General features: G+C 54.2%; 21 protein-coding genes and 1 riboswitch. Of the genes, 2 read left to right on the plus strand and 19 right to left on the minus strand.

Annotation, left to right across the window (positions count from 1 at the left end):
- Window positions 1-260: 260 nt before the first annotated feature.
- The 18 genes from LOS79_RS21590 to LOS79_RS21675 form a co-directional block, all read right to left on the minus strand.
- Window positions 261-1,559 (minus strand): SEC-C metal-binding domain-containing protein, encoded by a 1,299-nt coding sequence (locus LOS79_RS21590; protein WP_315412241.1) that lies wholly within the window; start codon window positions 1,557-1,559, stop codon window positions 261-263.
- 336 nt (window positions 1,560-1,895) lie between these two features.
- Complete coding sequence (gene purD, locus LOS79_RS21595) at window positions 1,896-3,161, minus strand: phosphoribosylamine--glycine ligase (RefSeq protein WP_315412242.1); 1,266 nt, start codon at window positions 3,159-3,161, stop codon at window positions 1,896-1,898.
- A 22-nt stretch (window positions 3,162-3,183) separates the two neighbouring features.
- Window positions 3,184-4,731: a bifunctional phosphoribosylaminoimidazolecarboxamide formyltransferase/IMP cyclohydrolase gene (gene purH, locus LOS79_RS21600; RefSeq protein WP_315412243.1), complete on the minus strand. Its 1,548-nt coding sequence runs from the start codon at window positions 4,729-4,731 to the stop codon at window positions 3,184-3,186.
- Between the two features lie 803 nt (window positions 4,732-5,534).
- The gene (gene purN / locus LOS79_RS21605) at window positions 5,535-6,152 is read right to left on the minus strand and encodes a phosphoribosylglycinamide formyltransferase (protein ID WP_315412244.1); all 618 of its coding nucleotides are present in this window, start codon (window positions 6,150-6,152) and stop codon (window positions 5,535-5,537) included.
- Window positions 6,152-7,192 carry a phosphoribosylformylglycinamidine cyclo-ligase gene (gene purM, locus LOS79_RS21610; RefSeq protein WP_315422367.1) on the minus strand — a complete coding sequence of 347 codons (1,041 nt, stop codon included), beginning with the start codon at window positions 7,190-7,192 and terminating at the stop codon, window positions 6,152-6,154. The genes purN and purM overlap by 1 nt, the downstream gene beginning before the upstream one ends.
- Before the next feature lie 215 nt (window positions 7,193-7,407).
- The gene (locus LOS79_RS21615; RefSeq protein ID WP_315412245.1) at window positions 7,408-7,680 is read right to left on the minus strand and encodes a hypothetical protein; all 273 of its coding nucleotides are present in this window, start codon (window positions 7,678-7,680) and stop codon (window positions 7,408-7,410) included.
- Window positions 7,681-7,967: 287 nt separating this feature from the next.
- Entirely contained in the window at window positions 7,968-9,464 is a 1,497-nt protein-coding gene (gene purF, locus LOS79_RS21620) for an amidophosphoribosyltransferase (protein ID WP_315412246.1), read from the minus strand.
- Complete coding sequence (purL, locus tag LOS79_RS21625; protein ID WP_315412247.1) at window positions 9,449-11,695, minus strand: phosphoribosylformylglycinamidine synthase subunit PurL; 2,247 nt, start codon at window positions 11,693-11,695, stop codon at window positions 9,449-9,451. Before purL ends, purF begins: the two co-directional genes overlap by 16 nt.
- On the minus strand, window positions 11,673-12,362 hold the full coding sequence (gene purQ / locus LOS79_RS21630; RefSeq protein ID WP_315412248.1) for a phosphoribosylformylglycinamidine synthase subunit PurQ: 690 nt from the start codon (window positions 12,360-12,362) through the stop codon (window positions 11,673-11,675). The genes purL and purQ overlap by 23 nt, the downstream gene beginning before the upstream one ends.
- Window positions 12,363-12,367: 5 nt before the next feature.
- Window positions 12,368-12,613 (minus strand): phosphoribosylformylglycinamidine synthase subunit PurS, encoded by a 246-nt coding sequence (purS, locus tag LOS79_RS21635; RefSeq protein ID WP_315412249.1) that lies wholly within the window; start codon window positions 12,611-12,613, stop codon window positions 12,368-12,370.
- A gap of 275 nt (window positions 12,614-12,888) precedes the next feature.
- The gene (locus LOS79_RS21640; RefSeq protein ID WP_315412250.1) at window positions 12,889-13,779 is read right to left on the minus strand and encodes a phosphoribosylaminoimidazolesuccinocarboxamide synthase; all 891 of its coding nucleotides are present in this window, start codon (window positions 13,777-13,779) and stop codon (window positions 12,889-12,891) included.
- Window positions 13,780-13,927: 148 nt separating this feature from the next.
- Entirely contained in the window at window positions 13,928-15,223 is a 1,296-nt protein-coding gene (gene purB, locus LOS79_RS21645) for an adenylosuccinate lyase (protein WP_315412251.1), read from the minus strand.
- Between the two features lie 6 nt (window positions 15,224-15,229).
- Window positions 15,230-16,483 (minus strand): 5-(carboxyamino)imidazole ribonucleotide synthase, encoded by a 1,254-nt coding sequence (gene purK, locus LOS79_RS21650; protein WP_315412252.1) that lies wholly within the window; start codon window positions 16,481-16,483, stop codon window positions 15,230-15,232.
- On the minus strand, window positions 16,480-16,965 hold the full coding sequence (gene purE / locus LOS79_RS21655; protein WP_315412253.1) for a 5-(carboxyamino)imidazole ribonucleotide mutase: 486 nt from the start codon (window positions 16,963-16,965) through the stop codon (window positions 16,480-16,482). The genes purK and purE overlap by 4 nt, the downstream gene beginning before the upstream one ends.
- Window positions 16,966-17,206: 241 nt before the next feature.
- Window positions 17,207-17,308: riboswitch (purine riboswitch) on the minus strand.
- Window positions 17,309-17,516: 208 nt separating this feature from the next.
- Complete coding sequence (locus LOS79_RS21660; protein WP_315412254.1) at window positions 17,517-17,951, minus strand: universal stress protein; 435 nt, start codon at window positions 17,949-17,951, stop codon at window positions 17,517-17,519.
- 31 nt (window positions 17,952-17,982) lie between these two features.
- Complete coding sequence (locus LOS79_RS21665) at window positions 17,983-18,246, minus strand: DUF1294 domain-containing protein (RefSeq protein WP_315412255.1); 264 nt, start codon at window positions 18,244-18,246, stop codon at window positions 17,983-17,985.
- 134 nt (window positions 18,247-18,380) lie between these two features.
- The gene (locus LOS79_RS21670) at window positions 18,381-19,643 is read right to left on the minus strand and encodes an MFS transporter (RefSeq protein ID WP_315422368.1); all 1,263 of its coding nucleotides are present in this window, start codon (window positions 19,641-19,643) and stop codon (window positions 18,381-18,383) included.
- Window positions 19,644-19,728: 85 nt separating this feature from the next.
- Window positions 19,729-21,867 (minus strand): DNA topoisomerase III, encoded by a 2,139-nt coding sequence (locus LOS79_RS21675; protein ID WP_315412256.1) that lies wholly within the window; start codon window positions 21,865-21,867, stop codon window positions 19,729-19,731.
- 128 nt (window positions 21,868-21,995) lie between these two features.
- On the opposite strand from LOS79_RS21675, the gene tsaA reads away from it, so the two are divergent.
- Window positions 21,996-22,439 (plus strand): tRNA (N6-threonylcarbamoyladenosine(37)-N6)-methyltransferase TrmO, encoded by a 444-nt coding sequence (tsaA, locus tag LOS79_RS21680; protein ID WP_315412257.1) that lies wholly within the window; start codon window positions 21,996-21,998, stop codon window positions 22,437-22,439.
- 27 nt (window positions 22,440-22,466) lie between these two features.
- Complete coding sequence (locus tag LOS79_RS21685) at window positions 22,467-23,372, plus strand: AraC family transcriptional regulator (RefSeq protein WP_315412258.1); 906 nt, start codon at window positions 22,467-22,469, stop codon at window positions 23,370-23,372.
- 97 nt (window positions 23,373-23,469) lie between these two features.
- Here LOS79_RS21685 and LOS79_RS21690 read toward each other — a convergent pair whose 3' ends face one another.
- Window positions 23,470-24,222, minus strand: coding sequence for an acyl-[acyl-carrier-protein] thioesterase (locus tag LOS79_RS21690; protein WP_315412259.1), 753 nt, complete (start codon window positions 24,220-24,222; stop codon window positions 23,470-23,472).
- Between the last annotated feature and the right edge of the window lie 184 nt (window positions 24,223-24,406).

Consider the following 24,406-nt stretch of genomic DNA (forward strand, 5'->3'; position numbering starts at 1 on the left):
GAATACTCCCTGTCTTTTCGACTTATTTCTGCAAAAAAACTCTTTATCCCTTTAACGTTTTACTCTGAGCTGTGAAAGAACTGTGTCCATGTCAGGTATTTTCAGAAAAACAGCAGATTAAACATACATTTCTCTATGAAAACAGGCTTCATTTACTAGATTTATCGGTTTTTTCAGGATAACGGGATATCCTATGTCAGGTTATCTACAAAAAAAATCACAACCCCGGAGGATTGTGATTGGTTCGCAGCAGCTATATTCTATTGTTTCATCATCCATTTCAGCAGATCCGGCATGCTTGCCCACAACCGCGAATGCATAATGACATATTCGATGGCTTCATTGGAGTCGCCCATTCCGACAAAATCCGGGAGATTATGCGGCAGCCGCTTCACTCCGAGCAGATAATCCGGCACATGCTTATTCACTCCGCGCGCTACACGGTAGAGCATCTTAAGCTGCGAGGTGATCCCGCTTTTCTTATATTCCAGGACGATCTTGTCATAGGCAAAAGCCGCTGCGGCTTCCTCCGCCTCATAATGCTTGATCATACGCTCCGCTTCATTCAACTGGTTGTTGTATAAATAGACGGCGGCCAGGAGATAGCGGGCACCGGTGTTATCCTCCGGATTAAGCTCCAGGATATGCTCAAGCGTCTGGACCGCTTCCTGCGCATTTCCGCCGAACCAGCAGGATTCGGCATAGCTTTTGCAGACAAGGATATAAGGCCGGGTCTCATGGAGGCCCCAGAAATAACCTTTGTTCTCGGTGAAAAAGGCTTCGCCCAGCTCACGTCCGCCTGCAGCCATCCCCGCTCTGAGGAATTTACGCGCCTCATGCTCGTTCTCCGATTCTTCAGCCAGTACCAGATACGCATCCGAGCTGTCCGGATACAGCTCCAGGGCCATCTCCGCCAGCTGCACCCGGCGCTTCGGGGAAGCAGCCTCTGCAGCCTTATGCAGAAGCAGCGCTGCCTGCTCGCGGGGAGTCCCTTGTCCCTGCACAGAGACCAGTTCATCCCCCTCACCGGCCATTCCGTATTCCTCGACATAGTTATATAGCTCTTTGACTTTACGGGAGAGTGTCGCGGTCGTAATCTCATATTTCTCCGCTAGCTCAGCCTGTGTCAGCATGAAGCCGTACTCCTCGGAGAGCAGATATTCGATAGCCGCGCAGAAAGAGCCGGCCTTCTTGACTGCCGGCTTAGTCCGGCGGGAATAGCCGTTCCACAGCACCAGCGCTTCGAGAATCAGCTCGCGGTCATATTGGCTGCGCATGCTCTCTATCAGCTGCAGCGCCAGCTGCTGATGGGCTGCATGCTCCCATTGCAGCTCGCTTGACACCATCTTCTTCAGCTTGGGCAAGGTCAGCTTGCTCACGGCCGGGACATCAGCCTCAGGAGCCGGCTGGGCTGGAATAACCTCCTGTGCCGCTGCATCCTCTGCATGAACCAGCCGCAATATGGACTGGGTTGCTGATTTTTCTTTATCCAGGCAGCATTTTTTATATTTTTTCCCGCTTCCGCATGGGCATGCTTCATTTCTTCCAACCTTAATCAAACCTTATTCCCCCTTAAATCTGTAACTACACCTTACCGCAGAATCGTCGCTGCAATTGTATGGTAGTATCATTTCCCGATTACGGGCACAAAATCAATTGAGTCCTGAATTGTAAAATAACCCCACAAAGTGGGGTTTTAACTTCGTTAATTACGCTGATACTTCACCGGGACCCCAAATCTTCTCTTTAAAAAAGGCCTTTCCATGAAAGGAAAGACCCTTTATCTGTATATATCCGCACATTTTCCCCCGTACGAGTAGTATTATAGCACTTCTCCTACTACTTGTCAGTCCTTTTTTTGGGACTTTTAGCGTATAATATCCCGGCAAACAGGCTTAAACCAGCGCCTTCATGGCAATGTCACTGCGGTTTTGCTTGCCCGTGAAAGTAATCTTCTCCGCACCGGCATAGGCAGCAGAACGTGCTTCGGCAATGTCCGCTCCCATGCCGACCACTCCCAGCACCCGGCCGCCGCTTGTCACCCAGCCCCCATCCTCACTGCGCGCGGTTCCGGCATGGAAGACCAGCCCTTGCGCAGCTTCCTCAAGCCCGCTGATTGGCACACCCTTCGGATACGGTCCGGGATACCCCTCTGAAGCCAGCACGACACAAACCGCTGCATCGCTGCTCCATTCAATCTCAATATCCGCCAGTCTGCCCTCTGTCACCGCCAGGAAAATCTCCAGCAGGTCACTCTTCAGCCGCGGAAGCACAACCTGAGTCTCGGGATCACCGAACCGGGCATTGAATTCAATCGTCTTCGGCTTGCCGTCCGGTGAGATCATCAGCCCGGCGAACAGCACGCCGCTGAACGGCCGCCCCTCAGCCACCATGGCCTTCGCGGTGGGCTCAATGATGGTGGTTACGGCCTCACGGATAATTGCCTCGTCAATATGCGGCAGCGGGGAATACGTGCCCATCCCGCCGGTGTTCGGCCCCTTATCGCCGTCGAATACCGGCTTATGGTCCTGCGCAGCTGCCATCGGACGTACGGTCTCCCCGTCGACAAAGGCGAGAATCGACATTTCCTGACCAGCCAGGAACTCCTCAATCACAACCTGTGCTCCGGCTTCCCCGAACACTTTGGCGACCATAATATCCTGCAGCGCCAGCTCCGCCTCCCCGCGGGAGTAGGCTACTGTCACCCCTTTGCCGGCAGCCAGACCGTCTGCCTTGATTACAATCGGCAGCTCCCGGGTACCCAAATAGGCAAGTGCACTCTCGTAATCGCTGAATTTCTCGTAGGCCGCTGTCGGGATGCTGTATTTATGCAGCAGATCCTTCATGAAGGTTTTGCTGCCTTCAATCTCTGCTGCATTCTTCCGCGGACCGAATACAGGAATCTGCTGGGCTTCAAAGGCATCCACGATGCCTGCTGCCAGCGGATCATCCGGCCCGATAACGGCAAGGCTTACCTGCTTCTCTTTGGCAAATGAGGTCAGCTTGTCGAACTCAAACACACCGATCGGCACACATTCGGCAAGCTGTGCAATCCCGGCGTTGCCGGGTGCGCAGTAGATTTTACCGGCTGCAGGGCTTTGGGACAGCTTCCAGATGATTGCATGCTCCCGCCCGCCGCCGCCGACTACTAAAATATCCATAACTCAGGCCCCTCCCGGTGTTCTAGTGTTTGAAATGGCGAACGCCGGTGAAGACCATGGCAATGCCGTATTCATTGGCTACCTTAATGGATTCCTCGTCCTTAATCGAGCCGCCCGGCTGAATTACTGCAGTAATACCGGCCTTGGCGGCCATCTCCAGTGTATCGCCCATAGGGAAGAAGGCATCGGAGGCCAGAACCGCACCCTTCGCTTTGTCTCCGGCCTGCTCAACCGCAATCTTGGCTGCGCCGACACGGTTCATCTGCCCCGCCCCTACGCCCACGGTCATATCATCTGCCGCCAGCACAATGGCATTGGACTTCACATGCTTCACGACCTTCCAGCCGAACAGCAGCTGCTTCAGCTCTTCCTCTGTCGGCTTGCGGTCTGTTACGACCTGCAGCTCGCTCTCATTTACGGAATGCACGTCACTCTCCTGCACCACCATGCCGCCCTCAATAGAGGTAACAACAAAGCTGGACTTCCGCGAAGCTGCCGTGCTGAGATTGCCGAGCTTAAGCAGGCGGATATTCTTTTTCTTGGTCAGAATCTCCAGCGCTTCTTCCGTGAAGCCCGGAGCCAGAACGATCTCAAGGAAAATATCCTTCAGCATATCCGCCGTATCCGCATTAATGATCCGGTTAGCGGCAACAATCCCTCCGAAGATAGAGGTAGGATCGGCATTATAAGCTTTCTGGTAAGCTTCATATACGCTTGCACCTACACCTACGCCGCAAGGATTCATATGCTTAACAGCCACAACCGCCGGCTCTTCGAATTCTTTTACAATCTGCAGTGCCGCATTGGCATCGTTAATATTGTTGTAGGACAGCTCTTTGCCGTGTAGCTGCTCTGCAGCGGTGAGTGTATCCTGCGCAGCCAGCGGCTTGCGGTAGAATGCCGCCTTCTGGTGCGGGTTCTCCCCGTAACGCAGATCCTGGATCTTCTCGTAAGTAACGGTATAGCGCTCCGGCAGCGGTTCACCGGTGACATTCGCCAGATAATCGGCGATCAGGGCATCGTAAGCCGCCGTGTGGCGGAAGACTTTGGCCGCAAGACGTTTGCGGGTGGCAAGCGTGGTATCTCCGCTGGCACGAATTTCCTCAAGCACTGTAGCGTAATCAGCCGCATCTACAACCACACTGACAAAGGCATGGTTCTTCGATGCAGAGCGCAGCATGGTCGGCCCGCCGATATCGATGTTCTCGATCGCTTCCTCGTACGACACATCCGGCTTCGCAATCGTCTCCGCGAACGGATACAGATTCACCACCACCAGGTCGATATAGTCAAGACCCAGCTCGTTCATCTGCCGTGTATGCTCCTCGTTATCACGAACAGCCAGAAGACCGCTGTGTACGGCCGGATGCAGCGTCTTCACGCGCCCGTCCATAATTTCGGGGAAGCCGGTCACATCGGAAATGCCGATGACCGGTACGCCTTCTTTAGCCAAAAGTGTGCTGGTGCCGCCTGTGGAAATAATCTCTACGCCTAATGCAGACAACTCGCGGCAAAATTCCACGATACCCTGTTTATCCGATACGCTGACCAGCGCTCTTTTGATACTCACTTTGAAAAGTCCTCCTCTGAAATGATCGAATTAGTGTTGCCCGGTGGTGCCGGGAATGCTAGCGGTTCATAATTCATGCAAGCTATAAGTATTCATGCGCTTAAGAAAAGACAAGTGCTGCTTGTTCGGCTGAGGCGCTATGCGGGCCGGGTGCCGTCACTGGGCGTTGGCAGCCTGCGCGGCATAAGTGGCAGCGGGGGGCGGCAGCGGTTAATGCGATGTTGGCAGAATGGGGCGGATATATGAGTTGGGGGTAACAATAACGTAGACGGAAGGCACCTTCGCCAACGTTAAGTGGATTTTCTACACTTAATTGCTTGAGTAACTCCACCAGCTGGCATTTAGTTGGATTTTGTCCACTTAATTCTCGCCGTTTGCCTCCATTACTCAGAAAACGCTCAATTTAGTTGTAGTTTTTCCACTTAATTTCTGTCCACGTATTAAATCCGCCAAATTAGTTGTACTTTTTCCACTTAATTTATACGCACCGCCATGTCTGCTGCCTATTCTTCGTTATTGATGCACGTCCACACTTCTAATGCCCCTTCATCTGCCAATGCGATGACTGCTGCTTCAAACCTACTGCAGCTTAGTCTACCGATGCGACATCTCATGCTGCACTTCCACTCCTGCTTGTCCGTTAATACGACATCTGTCTTTATGACAGTAAATCTTATATTCTGGCATCTTCAAGCAGTGCGCCCGCATTCCGACATACTCCGTCCGCCCCCTGCAATATTTCCCGAGAAATATCAGAATCGGCCTCAGTTGCCTGAAATGTCGAAAAACACCCCTATCAGTCCTCACAAGCTGCTAACAGTTGTTATTCTACCGTTCAGCTCTACCCGGCCAGCGGCCATAGCAGCAACTACTTCCGGATACAGCCCGTACTCTACCTTGTGGATACGTTCTGCAAGAGATTCGGCGGTGTCTCCAGAGATCACCTCAACGCTGCGCTGGGCAATCACCGGTCCGGTATCCATGCCTCCATCGACAAAATGCACCGTAACTCCCGTCAGCTTCACTCCGTAGTCTAGGGCCTGCCCGATGGCATCCTTACCTGCAAAAGCCGGCAAAAGCGACGGGTGAATGTTAATAATCCGCCCGGCATACGGCTCTAGCAGCACCGGCGTAATCAGCCGCATGTATCCGGCCAGAACAACCAGGCCAATGTCCCGGCGCTGAAGCTCAGCTACAATTGCCGCTTCGTACAGCTCCCGGCTCCCGAAGTCCTTCGGCCTCAGCAGGAGGGCAGGAATTCCTGCATCCTCCGCACGCTGTGCCACGGGCGCTTCCGGCTTGTCCGAGACCAGCAGCTCAATGCTGCCTCCGCCAAGCTTCCCGGCCTGCTGCGCCTGAATCAATGCGGCGAAATTACTGCCCTGCCCGGAGGCAAACACAGCGATCCTGCCCCACTGCATCAGACTTCAGCTCCCGTAAAAGTAACGCTCCGTTCCCCTTGCGTTACTTTACCGATCAGATAGGCTTCTTCTCCGCTTGCTTTCAGCAGCTCCAGTGCCCGTTCCCCGTCCGCTTCAGCCACTACCAGCACCAGGCCAATGCCCATATTGAAGGTGGTGAACATATCACGGTTACTTACACTGCCCTTGCTCTGCATCAGATTAAAGACCGGCTGAATCGGCCAGGAGCCGTAGTTGATCTCGACATTTACATTCTCCGGCAGCACGCGCGGAATATTCTCAATGAACCCGCCTCCGGTGATGTGGGCCATGCCCTTAACCGGAAGCTGCTCCAGCAAGGCCAGCAGGGGCTTCACATAGATTTTGGTGGGTGCGAGGAGTACATCCACAAGCGGAGCGTTCAGTTCGGGCAGTACATCATTAAGCCCGTATCCGCCATCCTCCAGCAAAAGCTTACGCACCAGCGAGAACCCGTTGCTGTGAATTCCGCTGGAAGCGAGGCCAATTACCGTATCCCCCGGAGCAATATCTGCTCCGGTTACAAGCTTAGCCTTGTCGGCTACACCTACAGTGAACCCCGCGATGTCGTATTCTCCCGCCGAGTACATACCCGGCATCTCTGCCGTTTCACCGCCGATTAAGGCGCAGCCCGCCTGATGGCAGCCTTCGGCGATTCCGGCAACGATCGCCTCAATCTTCTCCGGAACTACCTTATCGCAGGCCAGATAGTCGAGGAAGAACAGCGGCTCAGCACCCTGCACCACGATATCATTCACGCACATGGCTACTGCATCGATGCCAATCGTGTCGTGGCGGTCCGCAGCGAACGCGATTTTGAGCTTAGTGCCGACGCCGTCCGTTCCCGATACGAGAACCGGCTCTTCGTATTTGTCTTTATTCAGACCGAACAGCGCGCCGAATCCGCCCAGCTCCGTCATCACTTCCGGACGGTATGTGCGTTTCACATGCTTCTTCATGCGTTCTACCGCTTCATTGCCAGCCGCAATATCCACACCGGCGTTTTTATAAGCTTCCGACACTTTGGACACCTCATTTAATTTAGTTTAGAGCGCGGGTTCGGGGCGGCAGGGATTAAACCCTTTCCGGTGGTTATACTCGTCATTGCGATGAACATTTGGACTTCCGGCCGCTGTTATATTTGGATTTCCTTGATTTGAACCGCAATTTGCGGTAGAAATCCAAATAGCATATGCTCCCGGAGCTAGCTTTCCTGCGGAAAGCTTTCAGGCGGACGCTACCGCTCCTCCAGTTCCAAATTTCCTCTCCATGACTCAAACCACCAGGGTTCAAACCCGTGCCGCAAGCCGAAGTTCGCGCCTTGCACAGCAGCAGTTGGTCGGCGCTGTGCGAAGCCCAGCGCCTCTAAGGGTACGGGGCAAAGCCCATGCAGTTTCTTAGGCGACAGCTCCCCCGATTTGGCAACAGCAAACAGGACGGAAGCGGAGCTTAAGCCCGGCGGCGGCTGTTTGTTACAGGAAGTCGTCGATTTCTCCGCTTTGCAGGGCATTGATCGGTTATCTTTTCATAAAATCCTGCACAGAATACAACATTTCGCTCATTAGATCGGCCCAAATCTGAAATTGTTGTACAAAATGCAGGATTTCACCCTTTTTAAGTCGCTTTTTCTGATTAATGTTGTATTTGATACAACAATCCTCCCAAACACCCGCCTATCCAAGGACTCAAGTTGCAAAACATACAACATTTATGTCTACAGCGCTTATTAAAATGTCTTTGTACTTCCAGTACGAATCTAGTGTAAAGAATGGCATATTCCGACAGGGATGCCCCCCATTAGCACGAGCATCCGTCCTTCTCTTCTCCGCCGAAATCCACCTGCGTCGGATAATCATTGTCGAAGCAGGACAGGCATAGCCCGCCTTTATAATCGTCACTATTATAGCCGCCAATGGACTGGATCAGTCCCTCCGGGGAGAGGAAGGCCAGAGAGTCGGCATTAATCTCCTCGCACATTTCGGCGATGGTCTTGTAGGAGGCAATCAGATCGCGGCGGTCAGGGGTATCGATGCCATAGAAGCAAGGATTCTTGAACGGCGGCGAGGTAATCCGTACATGCACCTCAAGTGCTCCGGCTTCGCGGAGCAGGTTGACGATCCGGCGCGAGGTCGTGCCGCGCACGATGGAATCGTCTATCATGACGACGCGCTGGCCTTCAACAACACGGCGCACGGCGCTGAGCTTCATCTTCACACCCTGCTCACGCAGCTCCTGGCTCGGCTGGATGAAGGTCCGGCCGGTATATTTGTTCTTGATCAATCCAAGCTCATACGGGATGCCGGTCTGTTCGGCGAAGCCGATAGCGGCAGAGATACTGGAATCCGGCACGCCGGTGACGATGTCTGCATCCACGAACGCTTCAAGCGCCATCCGGCTGCCCATCCGCTTGCGGGCGGAATGGAGGTTGGAGCCGTTCAGATCACTGTCCGGGCGGGCGAAATAGATATATTCCATCGCACACAGCGCTTTGCGTTTCGGCTCCGCGAAGCGGTCTTCGCGGAAGCCGTCCTTGTCCAGTACGAGCAGCTCGCCCGGCTCAATATCACGTACGAGCTGGGCGCCGATGACTTCCAGCGCACAGGACTCGGAGGCGAAGACATACGCGGAGCCAAGCCGACCCATAACGAGCGGCCGGAGGCCGTGCGGGTCAGAGGCAACAATCAGCTTGTCATTAGTCATCAGCAGGAAGGCGAAACCGCCGACCAGCTGCGACAGCGCATCCTTGGTCGCTTCGACAAAATCCTTCTGCGAACGCGCAATCAGATGCGCCAGCACCTCGGTGTCGCTGGTCGTCTGGAAGATCGAGCCGCCCTGCTCAAGCTGCTTGCGGATCAGCGGTTCGTTGACGATGTTGCCGTTCGTGGCAATCGCGAGATCGCCGTCACGGTATTTGAAGACCAGGGGCTGCGCATTCGTCAGCCGGCTGTCTCCGCTGGTGGAGTAACGCACATGGCCGATGGACATGTCCCCAACCAGCGAGGCGATTTTGTCTTTGTCAAAGACTTCCTTCACCAGGCCCATGCCGCGGTGATAGTTAAAGTCGCGTCCATCCGCTACGCAGATGCCCGCACTTTCCTCTCCACGGTGCTGCAGGGCATGCAGACCGTAGTAGGACATGGATGCGGCTTCCGGGTGTCCGAAGACCCCGAAGACGCCGCATTCCTCTTTTAAGGTGTCAAATATGTCTCCCGAGCCCGTTCCTTCGTTGTAAAAGTCGCCGGTCCACAGGATAGGGGCTTCCTGCTCGTTCCCGGTCTTTATTTCATAAGACATGGAATAGCATCCTCCCAAATGGTCTTAAGTTCTGTAACAGCTTCATCCAGTGCAACAGCGCCGTCAAGCGCCACACGCAGGCGGTCACCGCCTACGGTTCCAATAATCTCTACAGGCACGCCGTAGGCAGCAATTGCCGCTTTCAGTTCTTCTGCACGGTCAGGCGCCGAGGTCAGGAGAATCCGGGACTGGCTCTCGCTGAACAGGGCCACATCCGGACGCAGCCCATTAGCTGAAAGTTCAATATTCGCTCCAATAACGCCGCTGATGCAGCTTTCTGCGAGGGCTCCGGCCAGACCGCCTTCCGAGAGGTCATGCGCCGAGCGGACAAGACCGCCGCGGATCGCAGCGAGTACAGCATCCAGCAGCTTGCGTTCGGTTGCCAGGTCGAGTGCCGGCGGACGTCCTTCGGTCAGACCGTGAACGGCATACTGGAATTCACTGCCGCCCAGCTCTGCCTTCGTAACGCCCAGCAGCAGCACAGCGTCGCCTTCCTGCTTGAAGGCCTGAGTTGTAATATGATCGGTATCCTCTACGAGACCCACCATACCGACAACCGGTGTCGGATAGATGGCTCCCGATGCATTTTCATTGTACAGACTGACATTACCGCCGATGACCGGGGTATCCAGCACACGGCAGGCCTCGGCCATACCGTCTACAGCACGTTCCATCTGCCAGAAGATCTCCGGCTTCTCGGGACTGCCGAAATTCAGGTTGTCCGTAATCGCCAGCGGCTGGGCACCAGAGCAGACAATATTGCGCGCGGCTTCACTGACGGCAATCCGTCCGCCGACTTCAGGGTCAAGATAGACATAACGTCCGTTACAGTCCGTAGTCATTGCCAGCCCTTTGCGTGTACCGTGGATGGTTACCACTGCTGCATCCGAACCCGGGCGGATGGCCGTACTGGTACGAACCATATAATCGTATTGGTTATAAACCCATGCTTTGCTTGCTACTGTAGGTGATCCCAACACAGTACGCAGAGCACCGCCAAGGTCGGTTACTTCTTCGTAGCGTAGTGTATCTACCGAAGCGTTCTCCTCATAGTAAGCCGGAACCGCAGACGGTTTGTTATAGATCGGACATTCATCCACCAGCGCCGTTACCGGCATATCGCCGACAACCTCACCATGATGGAACAGCTTCAGGCGGCCATCATCGGTAACCTTACCGACTTTGCGGCAGATGACGCCCCAGCGGTCGAAGATTTCCTGGGCCTGGGCCTCATCCTTAGGCTCTACTACGAACAGCATCCGCTCTTGGGATTCAGAGAGCATCATCTCATAAGGCGTCATGCCTTCTTCCCGCTGCGGCACCTGATCCAGGTACAGCTCCAGGCCGTTGCCTGCTTTACTTGCCATTTCCGCGCTGGAGCATGTAAGGCCCGCTGCGCCCATATCCTGAATACCAAGTACGATACCGCTGTCGATCAGCTCCAGACACGATTCCATAACCAGCTTTTCCATGAACGGATCGCCGACCTGCACCGCAGTCTTCTTGGCTTCGGACTCTTCGCTCAGCTCAACGGAGGCAAAGGTTGCCCCGTGAATTCCATCGCGGCCGGTAGGAGGTCCCACATAGAACACAGGATTGCCTACGCCTTTGGCGACACCGCGCTGGATTTTATCATGATCGATCAGGCCGACACACATCGCATTGACCAGCGGGTTACCGTCATAGCTGTTATCGAACATAATTTCCCCGCCGACAGTAGGAATGCCGATACAGTTGCCGTAGCCTGCGATCCCGGACACGACATGCTCGAACAGATATTTTACCCGGTCACTCTCAAGCTTCCCGAAACGCAGCGAATTCAGCAGCGCCACCGGTCTTGCACCCATGGAGAAAATATCGCGGATAATCCCGCCCACCCCGGTCGCCGCGCCCTGATAAGGCTCAACAGCCGACGGATGGTTGTGGCTTTCGATTTTGAACACAACGGCCTGGTTATCACCGATGTCGACGATGCCCGCGCCTTCGCCCGGTCCCATCAGCACCTTCGGTCCGCTTGTCGGGAAACGGCCCAATAGAGGTTTGGAGTTCTTATACGCACAGTGCTCGGACCACATTACGCTGAACACGCCGATTTCGGTATAGTTAGGCTTACGTCCCATGAAGGAGGTAATGAGCTCATATTCGCTGTCCGATACACCGAACTGACTGTAGATTTTCTGCTCCGCGATCTGCTCTGCGGTCGGCTCCTTAGCGGATACTTGCTGCGTCATAACGATCCCTCCAGGTTGTGAGAATGGATGTGAACATCCGTTTGCCGTCTTCCGAACCGAGCAGACTGTTAACCGCACGTTCCGGGTGAGGCATCATACCAACTACATTGCCTGCTGCATTGCTGATCCCCGCGATATCGGCTACTGAACCGTTGGGGTTATCGCTATATGTGAATACGATCTGATTATTCGCTTTAAGCTCAGCCAAAGTCTCTTCATCACAGTAGTAATTGCCTTCGCCATGCGCGATTGGAATGACGATTTCTTCATCCTTCGCATAGTCAATAGTGAACGGTGTTGTGTTGTTTACGACCTTAAGCACGGTATCATGACAGCGGAACTTCATCGACATGTTGCGGCGCAGCGCACCCGGCAAGAGGCCGGCCTCGGTCAGGATCTGGAACCCGTTGCAGATGCCGAGCACGAATTTGCCCTGCTCCGCAGCTTTGGCTACTTCCGCCATTACCGGAGCGAACCGGGAAATCGCACCGCAGCGCAGATAGTCACCATAGGAAAAACCGCCCGGCACAAGAATGCAGTCATAAGCCGACAGGTCCGTCGCCGTATGCCACACATAATCCACGGGTTCACCGAGAGTGTCCTCTACTGCCTTGTAGCAGTCAATGTCACAATTGGAGCCTGGAAAGACAAGTACAGCAAATTTCATGGCTTCTAGTCCTCCAATTCGTAGCGGTAATCCTCGATCACCGTGTTGGCCAGCAGCTTCTCGCACATTTCCTTGAGGCGTCCTTCCGCTTCCGTGCGGTTGTCGGTATCCAGCGTGATCTCCATATACTTACCGATTCGCAGACTTTCAACTTCCTGGAAACCAACGGAATGCAGCGCCCCTTGCACGGCTACACCTTGGGGATCGAGCACGCTTTTCTTGATGGTGACGTAGACTGTCGCTTTTAACATACGCTTGTAGTTCCTCCTAAGATTTAATGAGTTTGACTTGGCCTAACTTAACTGCATAATGTACAGCTATAATCTCAATTCCGCCTGTGAAAATAACTATAGTTGCATTTCGTACAGCTATTTCTATGAAAATCTGTGTTTCGGGCCATTTCGCTTCTTTTTAGTTGTACCAGATACAGTTAAACCGTTATTGGCCCTTCTATCTGGTAAAACAACTGCTGAGAATGCAATTAAAAGTTGGCTGTCAAGGGATCAAGACAGAATCATCAAATGATCTATAAGGACTTTCCGGTAAGGCGGTGATAGATATCCAGGTACCGGCGTGAGGTTTCTTCAACGACTTCAACCGGCAGCGGGTCCGGCGTGCTGTTCTTGTCCCAGGAGGATGCCGAAAGGTAAGTCCGTACAGGCTCCTTATCCATGCTGTCAATCTCGATATCCAGTGCGTATTTGTCCTTGGCCCAGAAACGGGAGGCATCCGGTGTGAAAATCTCATCGATCAGGATGACTTTACCGTCCAGCAGCCCGAACTCAAACTTGCAATCGGCGAGGATAATGCCGCGTTCTGCGCAATATTCTCTGGCAAAAGCGAACAGCTTCAGGCTCTTCTCCTTCAGCTCCAGCGCCAGCTCCGCACCGACCTGCTCCTGCATCTGCTCAAAAGGAATATCTTCATCATGGCCGACATCATTCTTCGCAGCAGGTGTGAAAATCGGCTCAGCCAGCACTGCGTTCTTGCGCAGCCCCGCGGGAAGCTCAATCCCGTTCACTTTGCCGGTCTCCTGGTACTGCCGCCAGCCGCCGCCGGTAATGCAGCCGCGCACAACACATTCGATATCGATCCGCTCCGCTTTGCGGACCACCATGATGCGGTTCTTCAGTGCCTCACGATCCTTCGCGATATCCCCGAGCTTATCCACATCAATGTGGACCACATGATTCTCTATAAGCTCCTTCGTCTGGCCGAACCAGAAGGCACTGAGCCGGTTCAGCACATTGCCTTTGTCCGGTACCGCCGGGTCCAGCACGTAATCAAATGCAGAGATCCGGTCGGTAACGACGATCAGGACCTCTTCCCCCAAATCGTACAGCTCACGAACCTTCCCTTTGTAGAGCAGCGGCGCATTTACGAGTTCCACGGCTGTGGATACGGCCGTTGATGTCATGACCTTTCCTCCCTTCAAGTAGAAACGGCTTCTCCGTCCTTAACAAGGACGGTATCCGTTTCGGCGAGAAATATAAGGATGATTGATAGAGTAAAACATATTAATCCTTATATTTGAACAAATGATCTTGCTTATCTGCTTACCTTCTTTAGATCAGTTCCAGCTTGCGGAAGATGGTGTCCACATGTTTAAGGTGCCAAGAAGGGTTGAACGCATCCTCGATCTCTTCCGGGCTAAGCACGGCGGTGATTTCCGGTGTAGCTTCCACGATGTCACGGAACTGGGTCTGCTCCTCCCAGGCCTGCATCGCGCGCGGCTGCACGGTGTCGTAAGCCTGCTCGCGGCTGAAGCCTTTGTCGATCAGCTTCGTCAGGATGCGGCCGGAGAACGGAACGCCGAAGGTGGCGTTCATGTTGCGCTTCATATTCTCAGGGAATACGGTCAGGTTCTTCACGATGTTGCCGAAGCGGTTCAGCATATAGTTCAGCAGCATGGTCGCATCCGGCAGGATGATCCGTTCCACGGAGGAATGGGAAATATCACGCTCATGCCACAGCGGCACGTTCTCATAAGCAGTAACCATGTGGCCGCGGATCACGCGGGACAGGCCGGAGATGTTCTCGCAGCCGATCGGGTTGCGCTTATGCGGCATGGCGGATGAACCCTTTTGACCTTTGGCAAAAGCCTCTTCCACCTCGCGGATCTCACTCTTCTGCAAGGCGCGGATTTCAGTAGCGAACTTGTCGAGGGATGTAGCAACAAGCGCCAGTGCAGCCATGTACTCTGCATGACGGTCACGCTGCAGCGTCTGCGTGGAGATCGGTGCGGGGCTTGTGCCCAGCTTGCGGCAGACAAATTCTTCAACGAACGGATCGATGTTGGCATAGGTGCCGACAGCCCCGGAGATTTTACCGAATTGTACGCCGTTAGCCGCATGACGGAAGCGCTCCAGGTTACGCTTCATTTCCTCGTACCAGAGTGCCATTTTGAGTCCGAAAGTGGTTGGCTCCGCGTGTACACCATGGGTGCGCCCCATCATCGGGGTATCTTTGTAAGCTACTGCTTTATCTTTAAGAATCTCAATGAACCGGATAATATCCTGCTCCAGAATTTCGTTGGCCTGACGCAGCAGGTAGCCGAGCGCCGTGTCAACAACATCTGTGGAGGTTAAACCGTAGTGTACCCATTTGCGCTCTGCACCCAGGCTCTCGGATACTGCACGGGTAAAGGCGATCACGTCATGGCGCGTTTCCAGCTCAATTTCATCAATCCGGGCGATGTCGAATTTGGCGTCCTTGCGCAGCTTTGCGGCATCTTCATGCGGGATCACTCCCAGCTCAGCCCAGGCTTCACAAGCGCAAATCTCAACTTCCAGCCATGCGTTGAATTTATTTTCTTCGGTCCAAATGGCCCGCATCTCAGGTCTGCTGTAACGTTCGATCATATCTGTTCAGTTCCTCCAAAGGTTAGTTTGCTCTACCCAGTCCAGGCCGTCTCCGGTGTCCTTGCAGAGCAGGTTGATATGGCCCATCTTGCGGCCGGTTTTGCTCTCGGTCTTGCCATATATATGAAGCTTGGGTGCTATGCCAAGCTTGTTTGCTGCTTCATTCACGATGCATGCCGCCTGAACGGCCCCATCCAGATGCTGGCCGAGCACATTCACCATCACTACAGGAGTGAGCAGCTTCGTATCGCCCAGCGGCAGGTTGCAGATCGCCCGCACATGCTGCTCGAACTGCGAGGTCACGCAGGCATCCATCGTGTAGTGCCCGGAGTTGTGCGGGCGTGGAGCCAGCTCATTGACGAACAGCTCTCCGGCTTCCGTTACGAACATCTCCACCGCGAGCAGTCCGACAGCGTCCATGCCGGACACAATCCGTTCGGCCAGCTCGCAGGCCCTTTGCTGAATCTCCTCCGGCACCCTGGCCGGCACAATCGAGAGATGCAGAATGTTGTTCACATGGATGTTCTCCGCAGGCGGGAAGCTCTTGACCTCGCCGGATGCACTGCGGGCGGCAATGACCGAAATTTCGCACTGGAAGGCGATGAATTTCTCCAGCACCAGCTCCGGCACCTGTGCCGAGGCTGCCTCAGCCCCCGGCGCCACCTGCCGGAACGCTTCCGCAAGCTCCTCCGGCCGGCGGATGACGGCTTGTCCCTTGCCGTCGTAGCCCCCTGTGGCTGTCTTCAGCACACAGGGCAGGCCCAGGCCGGCAGCCGCGGCCTCAAGCTCCGCCAGGCTGCCGACCTTGCGGTAAGGGGCAACGGGCACGCCCGCAGCCTCAATGGCCGCTTTCTCGCGCAGCCGGTGCTGCGTCGTATACAGCAGCGCGCTGCCCTGGGGCACGTACGATTCCTCTGTCAGCAGCGCGGCTACGCCTGCGTCGACGTTCTCGAATTCGTACGTGATCACGTCCGCGCGCTGCGCCAGCTCCCGCGCCGCGTCCCGGTCGTTATACGCCGCTGTAATCTGCGGCGTCACCTGCCCGCAGGGCGCATCCTTGGCTGGGTCCAGCGCCACGAAGCGGTAGCCCATGGCGCTGCCGGACAGCGCCATCATGCGCCCGAGCTGCCCGCCGCCGAGCACGCCGATCGTTGCACCGGGCAGCAGCGTCCGCGGCTGCTGCACCGCCGCCCCGGCTCCAACTGCTTGTTTCTGCTCTGCACCTTCCAGCCCCCCGGCCTTTATTTCCTCCGGCCTCATAAGCTGTCGCTGCTTTCCAGCACTTCGCGCTGAATCGCTTCACGCCGCTGCTGCACCCTGGCTGCCACCTCCGGCTCGTAAGCGCCGATAATCTGGGCGGCCAGCAAGCCTGCATTGGCAGCACCAGCCTTGCCGATCGCTACCGTAGCTACCGGAATGCCTGCCGGCATCTGCACAATCGAGAGCAGCGAGTCCAGGCCGTTCAGCGCCTTGGACTGTACCGGAACCCCAATGACCGGCAGGATGGTCTTAGCGGCCACCATACCCGGCAGATGTGCCGCACCGCCCGCACCGGCGATAATTACCCGCAGGCCGCGGCCTGCAGCATCCTCGGCATAACGGAACATCTGGTCCGGCGTGCGGTGCGCCGAGATTACCTTTTTCTCATACGGCACACCAAGCTCCTCAAGCACAGCACATGCATGCTCCATCGTTTCATAGTCCGATTTGCTGCCCATAATGACTCCTACCTGCACAGACATCGTTCACCCAGCCTTCCGTTTCCCGTTATAGATTAATCTTAGTAGTAAGTGTGTCCAATTCCTTCAGTTTCCTATAATCCCGAAAAAAATAGCCCGGATTCCAAGCGCAATTTGCTGCGGGTGGACCCGGACTACTAAGGAATCAGAAGATAACTGCTCTCGCATCTGTACCTGCGGCGCCTTTAAGAAGGACAAGCGCAAGGCACGCCGCCCCGGTGTACGTGGCGGCTATGCCGGCTGTTCCAGTTATCCTGTTCCTCGTAGTCCGGCAATTTACGGTTACCGGGTAGAAACTTCCGGGCCCTATTCCCGGTTTTATACGAGCTCTTCATACGTTCAGTTTAACAACGCCCTACACTTCGTGTCAACTTAAACACGAACATTGTCATATCGTGTCTGTCAAATGTTCGCTTTTAGGCACAATTGAAATTGAATTTACGGCTCAATTTGCCTATCCCATAAGGATATCCCCCTACTAAGTGCAGCCTTAGCATACAAATTCTTCCCTTAAAAAAAGGGAACGCCGCAGCGTCCCTCTACTTGTAACCGATTTATTTGACGACCAGCACCGGAATCCGTGCACTCTGCACTACGTTATGGCTGACACTGCCCAGAACAAACTCCCGGATTCCCCCGAGTCCGCGGCTGCCGATAACAATAGCATCCATGGCGTGCTCTTTGGCATAAGCCAGAATCACCTCGGCAGGCGAGCCCTGCAGAAGCTCCACCGTAGCATTCAGTCCCTCCGCCTCCAGGCGGCTTTTCACTTCATCCGTAGTCTGGACGGCGAGATCATAATAATCCTTGTTCACTGAAGCCGGCAGAGGCGCGAGAGCTTCCCCGATGAAGAAACGCGGGAATTCGAATGCGTGTACGACGTACAGGGATGATCCCGGGGTTACCTTTGCCAGTTCAATCGCACGCTCCAATGCCTGATTGGATGCCTTCGAACCGTCATAGGCGAGCAAAATTTTAGAGAATAACATATACGCCACCTCTTTCTGTTTTGTACTGTTCTTATCCTAAAAAGTATCCATACAGCAGGAGATTCAGCAGCAGCAGCAGCGGAATTCCGATCCTGAAGGAAGCATGCCTGGTCTTGTGGCGCTTACGGTACATGGCAATCAGCACACCCAGTGCGCCGCCCATGAACGCGAGCAGGAACAGTGTTTTCTCCGGCACCCGGTCCCGCCTCTTCCGGGCCTTGTTCTTGTCCTCCGACATCACCACGTACCCGATCACATTGATCAGCAGAAACCACAGCAATACAACCTTGACCATACCTTCCGGCCCCTCCTCCTTGCAACCTATCTACTACTCTCTATTATATTACCCTTTCCGGCAAAAAACCAATTAACTCGGTGCAGGTAACCACTCAGGTACTCCGCAGAGATTCCGATTCTATTCCAGCAAACCTACCCCTGTCCGCCAGAGATCCGCATGTTACTGCTGCTTCCCTTACCTGCTCCGCCAGCTTCTCTGATCCAGATCCAGGACAACACTGCAGCAAGCGCTGCCGCAAAGCCGCCAAGCCAGAATCCGCCGGTCAAACCATACGCCGCACTCATCCAGCCCGCCACAAACGGGCCGCCTGACATTCCTACCGCATACACCGCCTGATAAAAGCCCATAGCTGTTGCCCGTTTGAACGGAGCGACGCCCGAGACAGATTTACCCAGCAGTAACGGGAAAATAAGCCCCTGCATAAAGCCGTTTCCAACCTGCGTAGCGCAGAGGGCGGCGAGCGTAGGCATCGAGGGAATCAGCAGCGTGAACACTGCGCTCCCGGCAAAACCCAGCATCAGCGTCCCCCGGTCACCGAGCCACTTGCCGAACAGGCGCGAGCCGTAAAGGGTAGCTGCCGCATGCGGCAGCATGAAGGCCAGTGTCAGCCAGCCGAGGCTTTCTTTGCTCGCTCCAATACTCAGTGCCTGATTCGGTGTATAACCGAACATCGTAATGAACAATACGCAATGCGCAAGCACAGATAACAGCGAGACCTTGACCAGCAGCGGCTCCCGTATCACATCTGCGAGGTCTTTAATCTGAATTGCATTCCGCTTCTCCTGTTTCTGTTCAGGCAGACGGAGTGCAAGCAGCAACGCTGCTGCTGCCACAATGCCGCCGATGATGAACGGGGTGTTCCAGCCCCAGTGATCGACCATATACCCGCTGATCATCATACTGGTCAACTGGGCAATCACCGTTGTGAACTGCAGCATCCCCATTGCTCTACCAGCTTCTTCTTTCGGAAAATAACCCGCAAACATCACTGAATATACGACCCACGCGGATGCAGCAATCCCTGAGACCGCCCGCGCTGCCAATGCCCACCCCGGATGCGCGCCTGCCAGGAACAGCAGACAGCTCGCTCCGCTGGCAATCAGCCCCAGATAAATAAACGGCCGCCGCCGGTTAAGAATATCCGAGCCGATACCGATCGGCAGCCGGAACAGAATCTGCATCAGGCCGTATACACCCAGGACCGCACCGACCATTATATAGGAAGCACCCAGATGCTCCACATACGGAGACAGCACCGGAACATAGATATAGGAGGAGAACCAGAACATAAAGACAATGACCAAAAAGAAAAACCGGCTGCCCCTCCTATTCTCCGGGGCTTGTGCCGACTTTATATCTTCCACTATCCGCTTAACCGCCGCCACTTGTATCACCCGTTTCAAATTTTTATGTATAACAGCCGGCTTCACGCTTACGATATTTATCCGCTATATTTCCGGCCATCACCTTACCGCAGCCTCATTGCCCCTTATTCTTGGCTTCCATTGCTGCCTTCAGCAGCTCACCCAGATTGGAGCCGGCGCTCTCCTGCTTGCTGTACTGCTGGACCAGCTTCTGCTGCTCCCGTTTATTAATGTGCTTGTGGTCCTTATCTATGGTCTCTGTAATTCCGCAGCCCAGGCACTGCACATACAAGCCCGCTTTGCCCTGTTTCTGTTCCATCTTCTTATGGCACTGCGGGCAGCGCCGGCCCGATAGCTGCTTCTCTCCCGCCCGGGTATAGCCGCAGTCCTCCTTCGGACAGACCAGCAGCTTGCCGCGTTTGGTCTTCTTCTCCAGCATTCTTGTCCCGCATTCCGGACAGTGGCTGCTGGAGACATTATGCGGCTTGTATTCCGCGCTGCTGCTCTTCACCCCGGACACCAGCTCCTGGGCCATGCTGCGTATCCCCTGCAGGAACGGCTCCGGCCGCCCTTGTCCGCGGGCGATCTTCTCCAGCTCCGCTTCCCAGCGCGCTGTCAGCTCAGGAGTGCGCAACTGGCCGGACACCAGTCCGATCAGCTGCTTGCCTTTGCCGGTCGGATGCAGCAGATTGCCCTGGCGTTCAATCGTGTCCGAGCTGACCAGCTTCTCAATAATGTCCGCCCGGGTTGCCGGCGTCCCCAGCCCGTGCTTCTCCATCTGTGTCAGCAGAGAAGCTTCATTATAGCGCTTCGGCGGCTGCGTCCGCCCCGGCTTGATAATGCAGCGCTGAATCTTCACGCTGTCGCCTTCACGCAGCTCCGGCAGCTTCACACTGCTTGCCGCCGGCTCATCACCCGCGTTCTCGTCTTCATCATCCGAACTCATATCACCGCCGTAGACCTCACGCCAGCCCGCGTCCTTAACCGTTGTTCCTTTAACATGGAAGGTTTCGCCTTCCACGCTTACCGTCACTGCTACCGCATCATAACGCGCCGGCGGGTAGAACAGGCTGATGAACCGTCTTACAATCAGATCATACAGCTTTCGCTCCTCTGCACTCAGCAGGTTGAGCAGGACAGTCTGCTCTGTCGGAATGATCGCGTGGTGATCGCTGACTTTGCTGTCATCAACAATCCTTTTCGTAATCGGCAGCGGCTTACGCAGCAAAGGTCTTGCCAAGGCAGCATAAGGTCCGACTGCCACGCTGTCCAGCCGTTCTTTAAGCGTTCCTGTCATATCAGCTGTCAGATAGCGGCTGTCCGTACGGGGATAAGTAACCAGCTTGTGCTGCTCGTACAGCTTCTGAAGCACACTTGAGGTTTGCTTAGCCGAGAATCCGAATTTGCGGTTAGCATCCCGCTGCAGCTCGGTCAGATCATAGGCCAGCGGATGCGGTTCACTTTTCTCACTTTTCTGCACCTTGAGAATCCGTCCACTGCGCCCGGTAAGCTTATCCTTCAGGATCGCCGTCTTCTCCCGGTCAAAAATCCGCCCATCCCCGCCCTGGGCACGCCAGCCCGCCTGGAAATTACCAAAGTCTGCGGCCAGCAGATCGTACTCCTGGGAGCGGAAGCCGGTAATTTCATTCTCCCGGTCCATAATCATCCCGAGGGTTGGAGTCTGCACACGCCCGGCTGAGAGCGGCGCACCGAACTTACAGGTCAGAGCCCGTGTAACATTCAGTCCGATCATCCAATCCGCTTCGGCGCGGCAGCGGGCCGATTCATACAATCTGTCGAAATCCCTGCCTGGCCGGAGCGAAGCAAATCCTTCCTTAATCGCCTTATCGGTCTGTGAGGATATCCACAACCGCTTGAACGGCTTCTTCCAGCCGGCCATATTCATAATCCAGCGGGCCAGCAGCTCACCCTCACGTGCAGCATCGGTGGCCACAATCAGTTCCCCGATGTCCTGCCGTTTCATCAGCTGCTGTACTGCCTTGTATTGCTGGCTCGTTTCACGCAGTACCTTCAGCTTGGTCTTCTCCGGCAGAATAGGCAGATCCTCCAGCGCCCAGGCAGCAAATTTATTATTATAATCTTCGGGTTCAGCCAGTCCGACCAGATGCCCCAAAGCCCAAGTCACTACATATTTCGGACCTTCCATATAACTTTTCTGTTTGTTTCCGCAGCCCATCACCCGTGCAATCTCCCGGGCCACCGATGGCTTTTCCGCCAGTACCAGTATCTTCATAGCTCTCTCCCTTCCATATCAACCAACCTATTATAACACGAGTTAAAAGTCCGCAAATATCATCAGGCCGGGTCCACAGCCGGCAATATACAATGAAGTAATTCCGGTTACAGAGAGGAGTCACAGAAATGAATCAGCAGCAAGAGTATAATTTAACTCCAGTAGGGGTTGTCGCACAGGATCAGCAGAACCAGCGGCTTATGATTAAGCCTGAGTTTGCATCTGCACTACTGGGGTTATCCGGCTTCAGCCATTGTCAGGTCATCTGGTGGGTGCATGAATTCACGGATGTCCATTTCCGCCAGACAACACAGATCCAGCCGCCTTATGATGCGCCGCTCAGCGGGGTATTTGCCACACGTTCCCCCATCCGTCCCAACCCGCTTGGACTTAGTGTCGTTGCAATTGAGTCTGTTGATGTGGAGGCCGGTATTGTTGAAATCACAGGTCTGGATGCGTATCCCGGCACACCTGTCCTTGATCTCAAGCCTTACTTTCCAAGCACTGACCGTGTCCGCACGGTAAGCGTACCTGACTGGGCTGCCGGCTGGGGAGATTGGGTCAAAGAGTAATGAATCTATACGTCCAGGAGGTCCTTAGTGAATAATCGTGAGCTTATCGTCCGGTCGCTGGAATGGATTGAAGTTAACCTGAAATCCGGCTTGTCCATTAAAACCCTTTCCGCAGAGGCGGGCTATTCCCTCTATCATTATATCCGCCTGTTTCAAGCGGTCACTGGCATGACTCCCGGTGATTATATCGCCCGGCGCAGAATTACTGAAGCTGCCTTCGATATTCAGCGGATGCCGGAACGGTCATTTCATGATATTTCACTGGACTACCAGTTCAATGATTACGAGACCTTCACCCGGTCCTTCAAAAGAATTCTTCATACTTCGCCCTCTCATCTCCGGTGCAGGCAAGTCCCTGCTCTGCTGCCGCTGATGCATAGGCTGGAGGAACGCGATTTGTTGCATCTGCCCTTAATCCTGGGAAAAGAGCCGGATATCGTCGATTTGGACGCGGTTATACTGCAGGGTCCGCTCGTCTCCGTCACTGAGGATCATTCAGTTATTGCCGATGCCTGGCAGCTGCTGTTCAGCAACATAGCCCGCCTACCGGCACGCAGCCGCCCTGAAAGCTACTATCAGCTCGGGCTTTGGCCGGATCATTATGAGAATAGCGGTGTTAGCTTCCTATGTGCCTGCGCCTTGGATCAGCTGAATGTGCAGAGTCCGGAGCATGGATTATTAAATGAGGCCGAGCATGCTCCGGCTGACTTTCCTGTGCATACATTGCCTGCTGCCAGATATTTGAGATTTATTCACCAGGGCCTGTCCCGCGATGTTCCCATGACCTACAAATATATATACGAAACCTGGCTGCCCAGAAGCGAGTATAGGCTTTCTCTCCCCTTTGAATTTGAATATTATGGAAGCCGCTATTTGGGCCCGGACAACAAAGATTCGATCAGCGAAATATATATTCCTTTGCAGCTGCTATAGAGCTATCCCCACATAATAAAACCAGCCAATTCCCGGTCAGTGGAATGAGGCTGGTTTTATTAATACATCATTTAACTTAAATGGATTATTATAATAATTAATACTCCCCAAACTCTAAGCAAGCTGCAAAACACATTACAGCGGCAGACGACTCGCCCTGCACCCATACATTCCCCCGGTTCACCGTTGACTGCTGGATGCCTAACTCATCGCCGAATTTAGCCTCCTGCATATAAGTTATCCGGAAACGCTTGAGGTCACGGGTCTCCCACTCTTCCGGCGACAAGACATCACAGCAGATATCTCCATATCTCGCATTATTCAAATGGTTATTGGTATCTAATCCGCTGTATCTAACCTGATAACGGTAGGCTTCCACCATGCTCAGCTCTTTAGGAGCAGATACCTTTTCCGGAAGCTCTCCAACAGAATCACCAGTAAAGTGAATGACTTCTATTGGCAGTGCCGCTGGCCGTAGAAGCTTACGCTTAATGATATCCACAAGTGCCCAGGTCGTACGTGCAGAAGCAATCTCTATACCCTCTATGTCAAAAATACGATAATCTCTCTGCCACAGCACCCCTTTGGTCCCCTTGCTCCAGGTATGGACCGTCAGCTGATCATTCAGCTGCGGATAGCGGTGGAATTCAAGATCGAGTGTAATCATCATCCAGCCCATTTCTGCTTCCAGCATACGCTCCAGACTTAGCCCAAGTGAATTCACTGCTGAATCGGCGGTACGCTGCATAATCTCCAGAATAAACGACAACTTCGCCCGGGAACGGCAGTCGGTATCACTGGCTTGTACTGTAAAATGCTCTATCCACACAAGTTTGTTTTTGTTATCCACTGAAATCCTCCCTAGTTATGTATTTTCCTCTTGTTCGCTTTACCTTGTCCACATCACAAACTTATCTATCCACAAATATTCTACCCTATCCACATGATCTGGGGAGTACTTAATTATTTGTGCCATACTCATCAGATTCAAACTCCTTTATCCACATGTGGATAAAACTTTTATCCGGAGGATC

The organism is Paenibacillus sp. MMS20-IR301 (assembly GCF_032302195.1).
Taxonomy (GTDB): Bacteria; Bacillota; Bacilli; order Paenibacillales; family Paenibacillaceae; genus Paenibacillus_AQ.

Coding starts and splice junctions, on each gene's coding strand:
- purD (WP_315412242.1), bottom strand. CDS start 3,161: ATGGATATTTTAGTAGTCGGCGGCGGCGGGCGGGAGCATGCAATCATC.
- purN (WP_315412244.1), bottom strand. CDS start 6,152: ATGCAGTGGGGCAGGATCGCTGTGTTTGCCTCCGGGCAGGGCAGTAAT.
- LOS79_RS21615 (WP_315412245.1), bottom strand. CDS start 7,680: ATGCCCTGCAAAGCGGAGAAATCGACGACTTCCTGTAACAAACAGCCG.
- purF (WP_315412246.1), bottom strand. CDS start 9,464: ATGTCTTATGAAATAAAGACCGGGAACGAGCAGGAAGCCCCTATCCTG.
- purL (WP_315412247.1), bottom strand. CDS start 11,695: ATGACGCAGCAAGTATCCGCTAAGGAGCCGACCGCAGAGCAGATCGCG.
- purQ (WP_315412248.1), bottom strand. CDS start 12,362: ATGAAATTTGCTGTACTTGTCTTTCCAGGCTCCAATTGTGACATTGAC.
- purS (WP_315412249.1), bottom strand. CDS start 12,613: ATGTTAAAAGCGACAGTCTACGTCACCATCAAGAAAAGCGTGCTCGAT.
- LOS79_RS21640 (WP_315412250.1), bottom strand. CDS start 13,779: ATGACATCAACGGCCGTATCCACAGCCGTGGAACTCGTAAATGCGCCG.
- purB (WP_315412251.1), bottom strand. CDS start 15,223: ATGATCGAACGTTACAGCAGACCTGAGATGCGGGCCATTTGGACCGAA.
- purK (WP_315412252.1), bottom strand. CDS start 16,483: ATGAGGCCGGAGGAAATAAAGGCCGGGGGGCTGGAAGGTGCAGAGCAG.
- purE (WP_315412253.1), bottom strand. CDS start 16,965: ATGTCTGTGCAGGTAGGAGTCATTATGGGCAGCAAATCGGACTATGAA.
- LOS79_RS21660 (WP_315412254.1), bottom strand. CDS start 17,951: ATGTTATTCTCTAAAATTTTGCTCGCCTATGACGGTTCGAAGGCATCC.
- LOS79_RS21665 (WP_315412255.1), bottom strand. CDS start 18,246: ATGGTCAAGGTTGTATTGCTGTGGTTTCTGCTGATCAATGTGATCGGG.
- LOS79_RS21675 (WP_315412256.1), bottom strand. CDS start 21,867: ATGAAGATACTGGTACTGGCGGAAAAGCCATCGGTGGCCCGGGAGATT.
- tsaA (WP_315412257.1), top strand. CDS start 21,996: ATGAATCAGCAGCAAGAGTATAATTTAACTCCAGTAGGGGTTGTCGCA.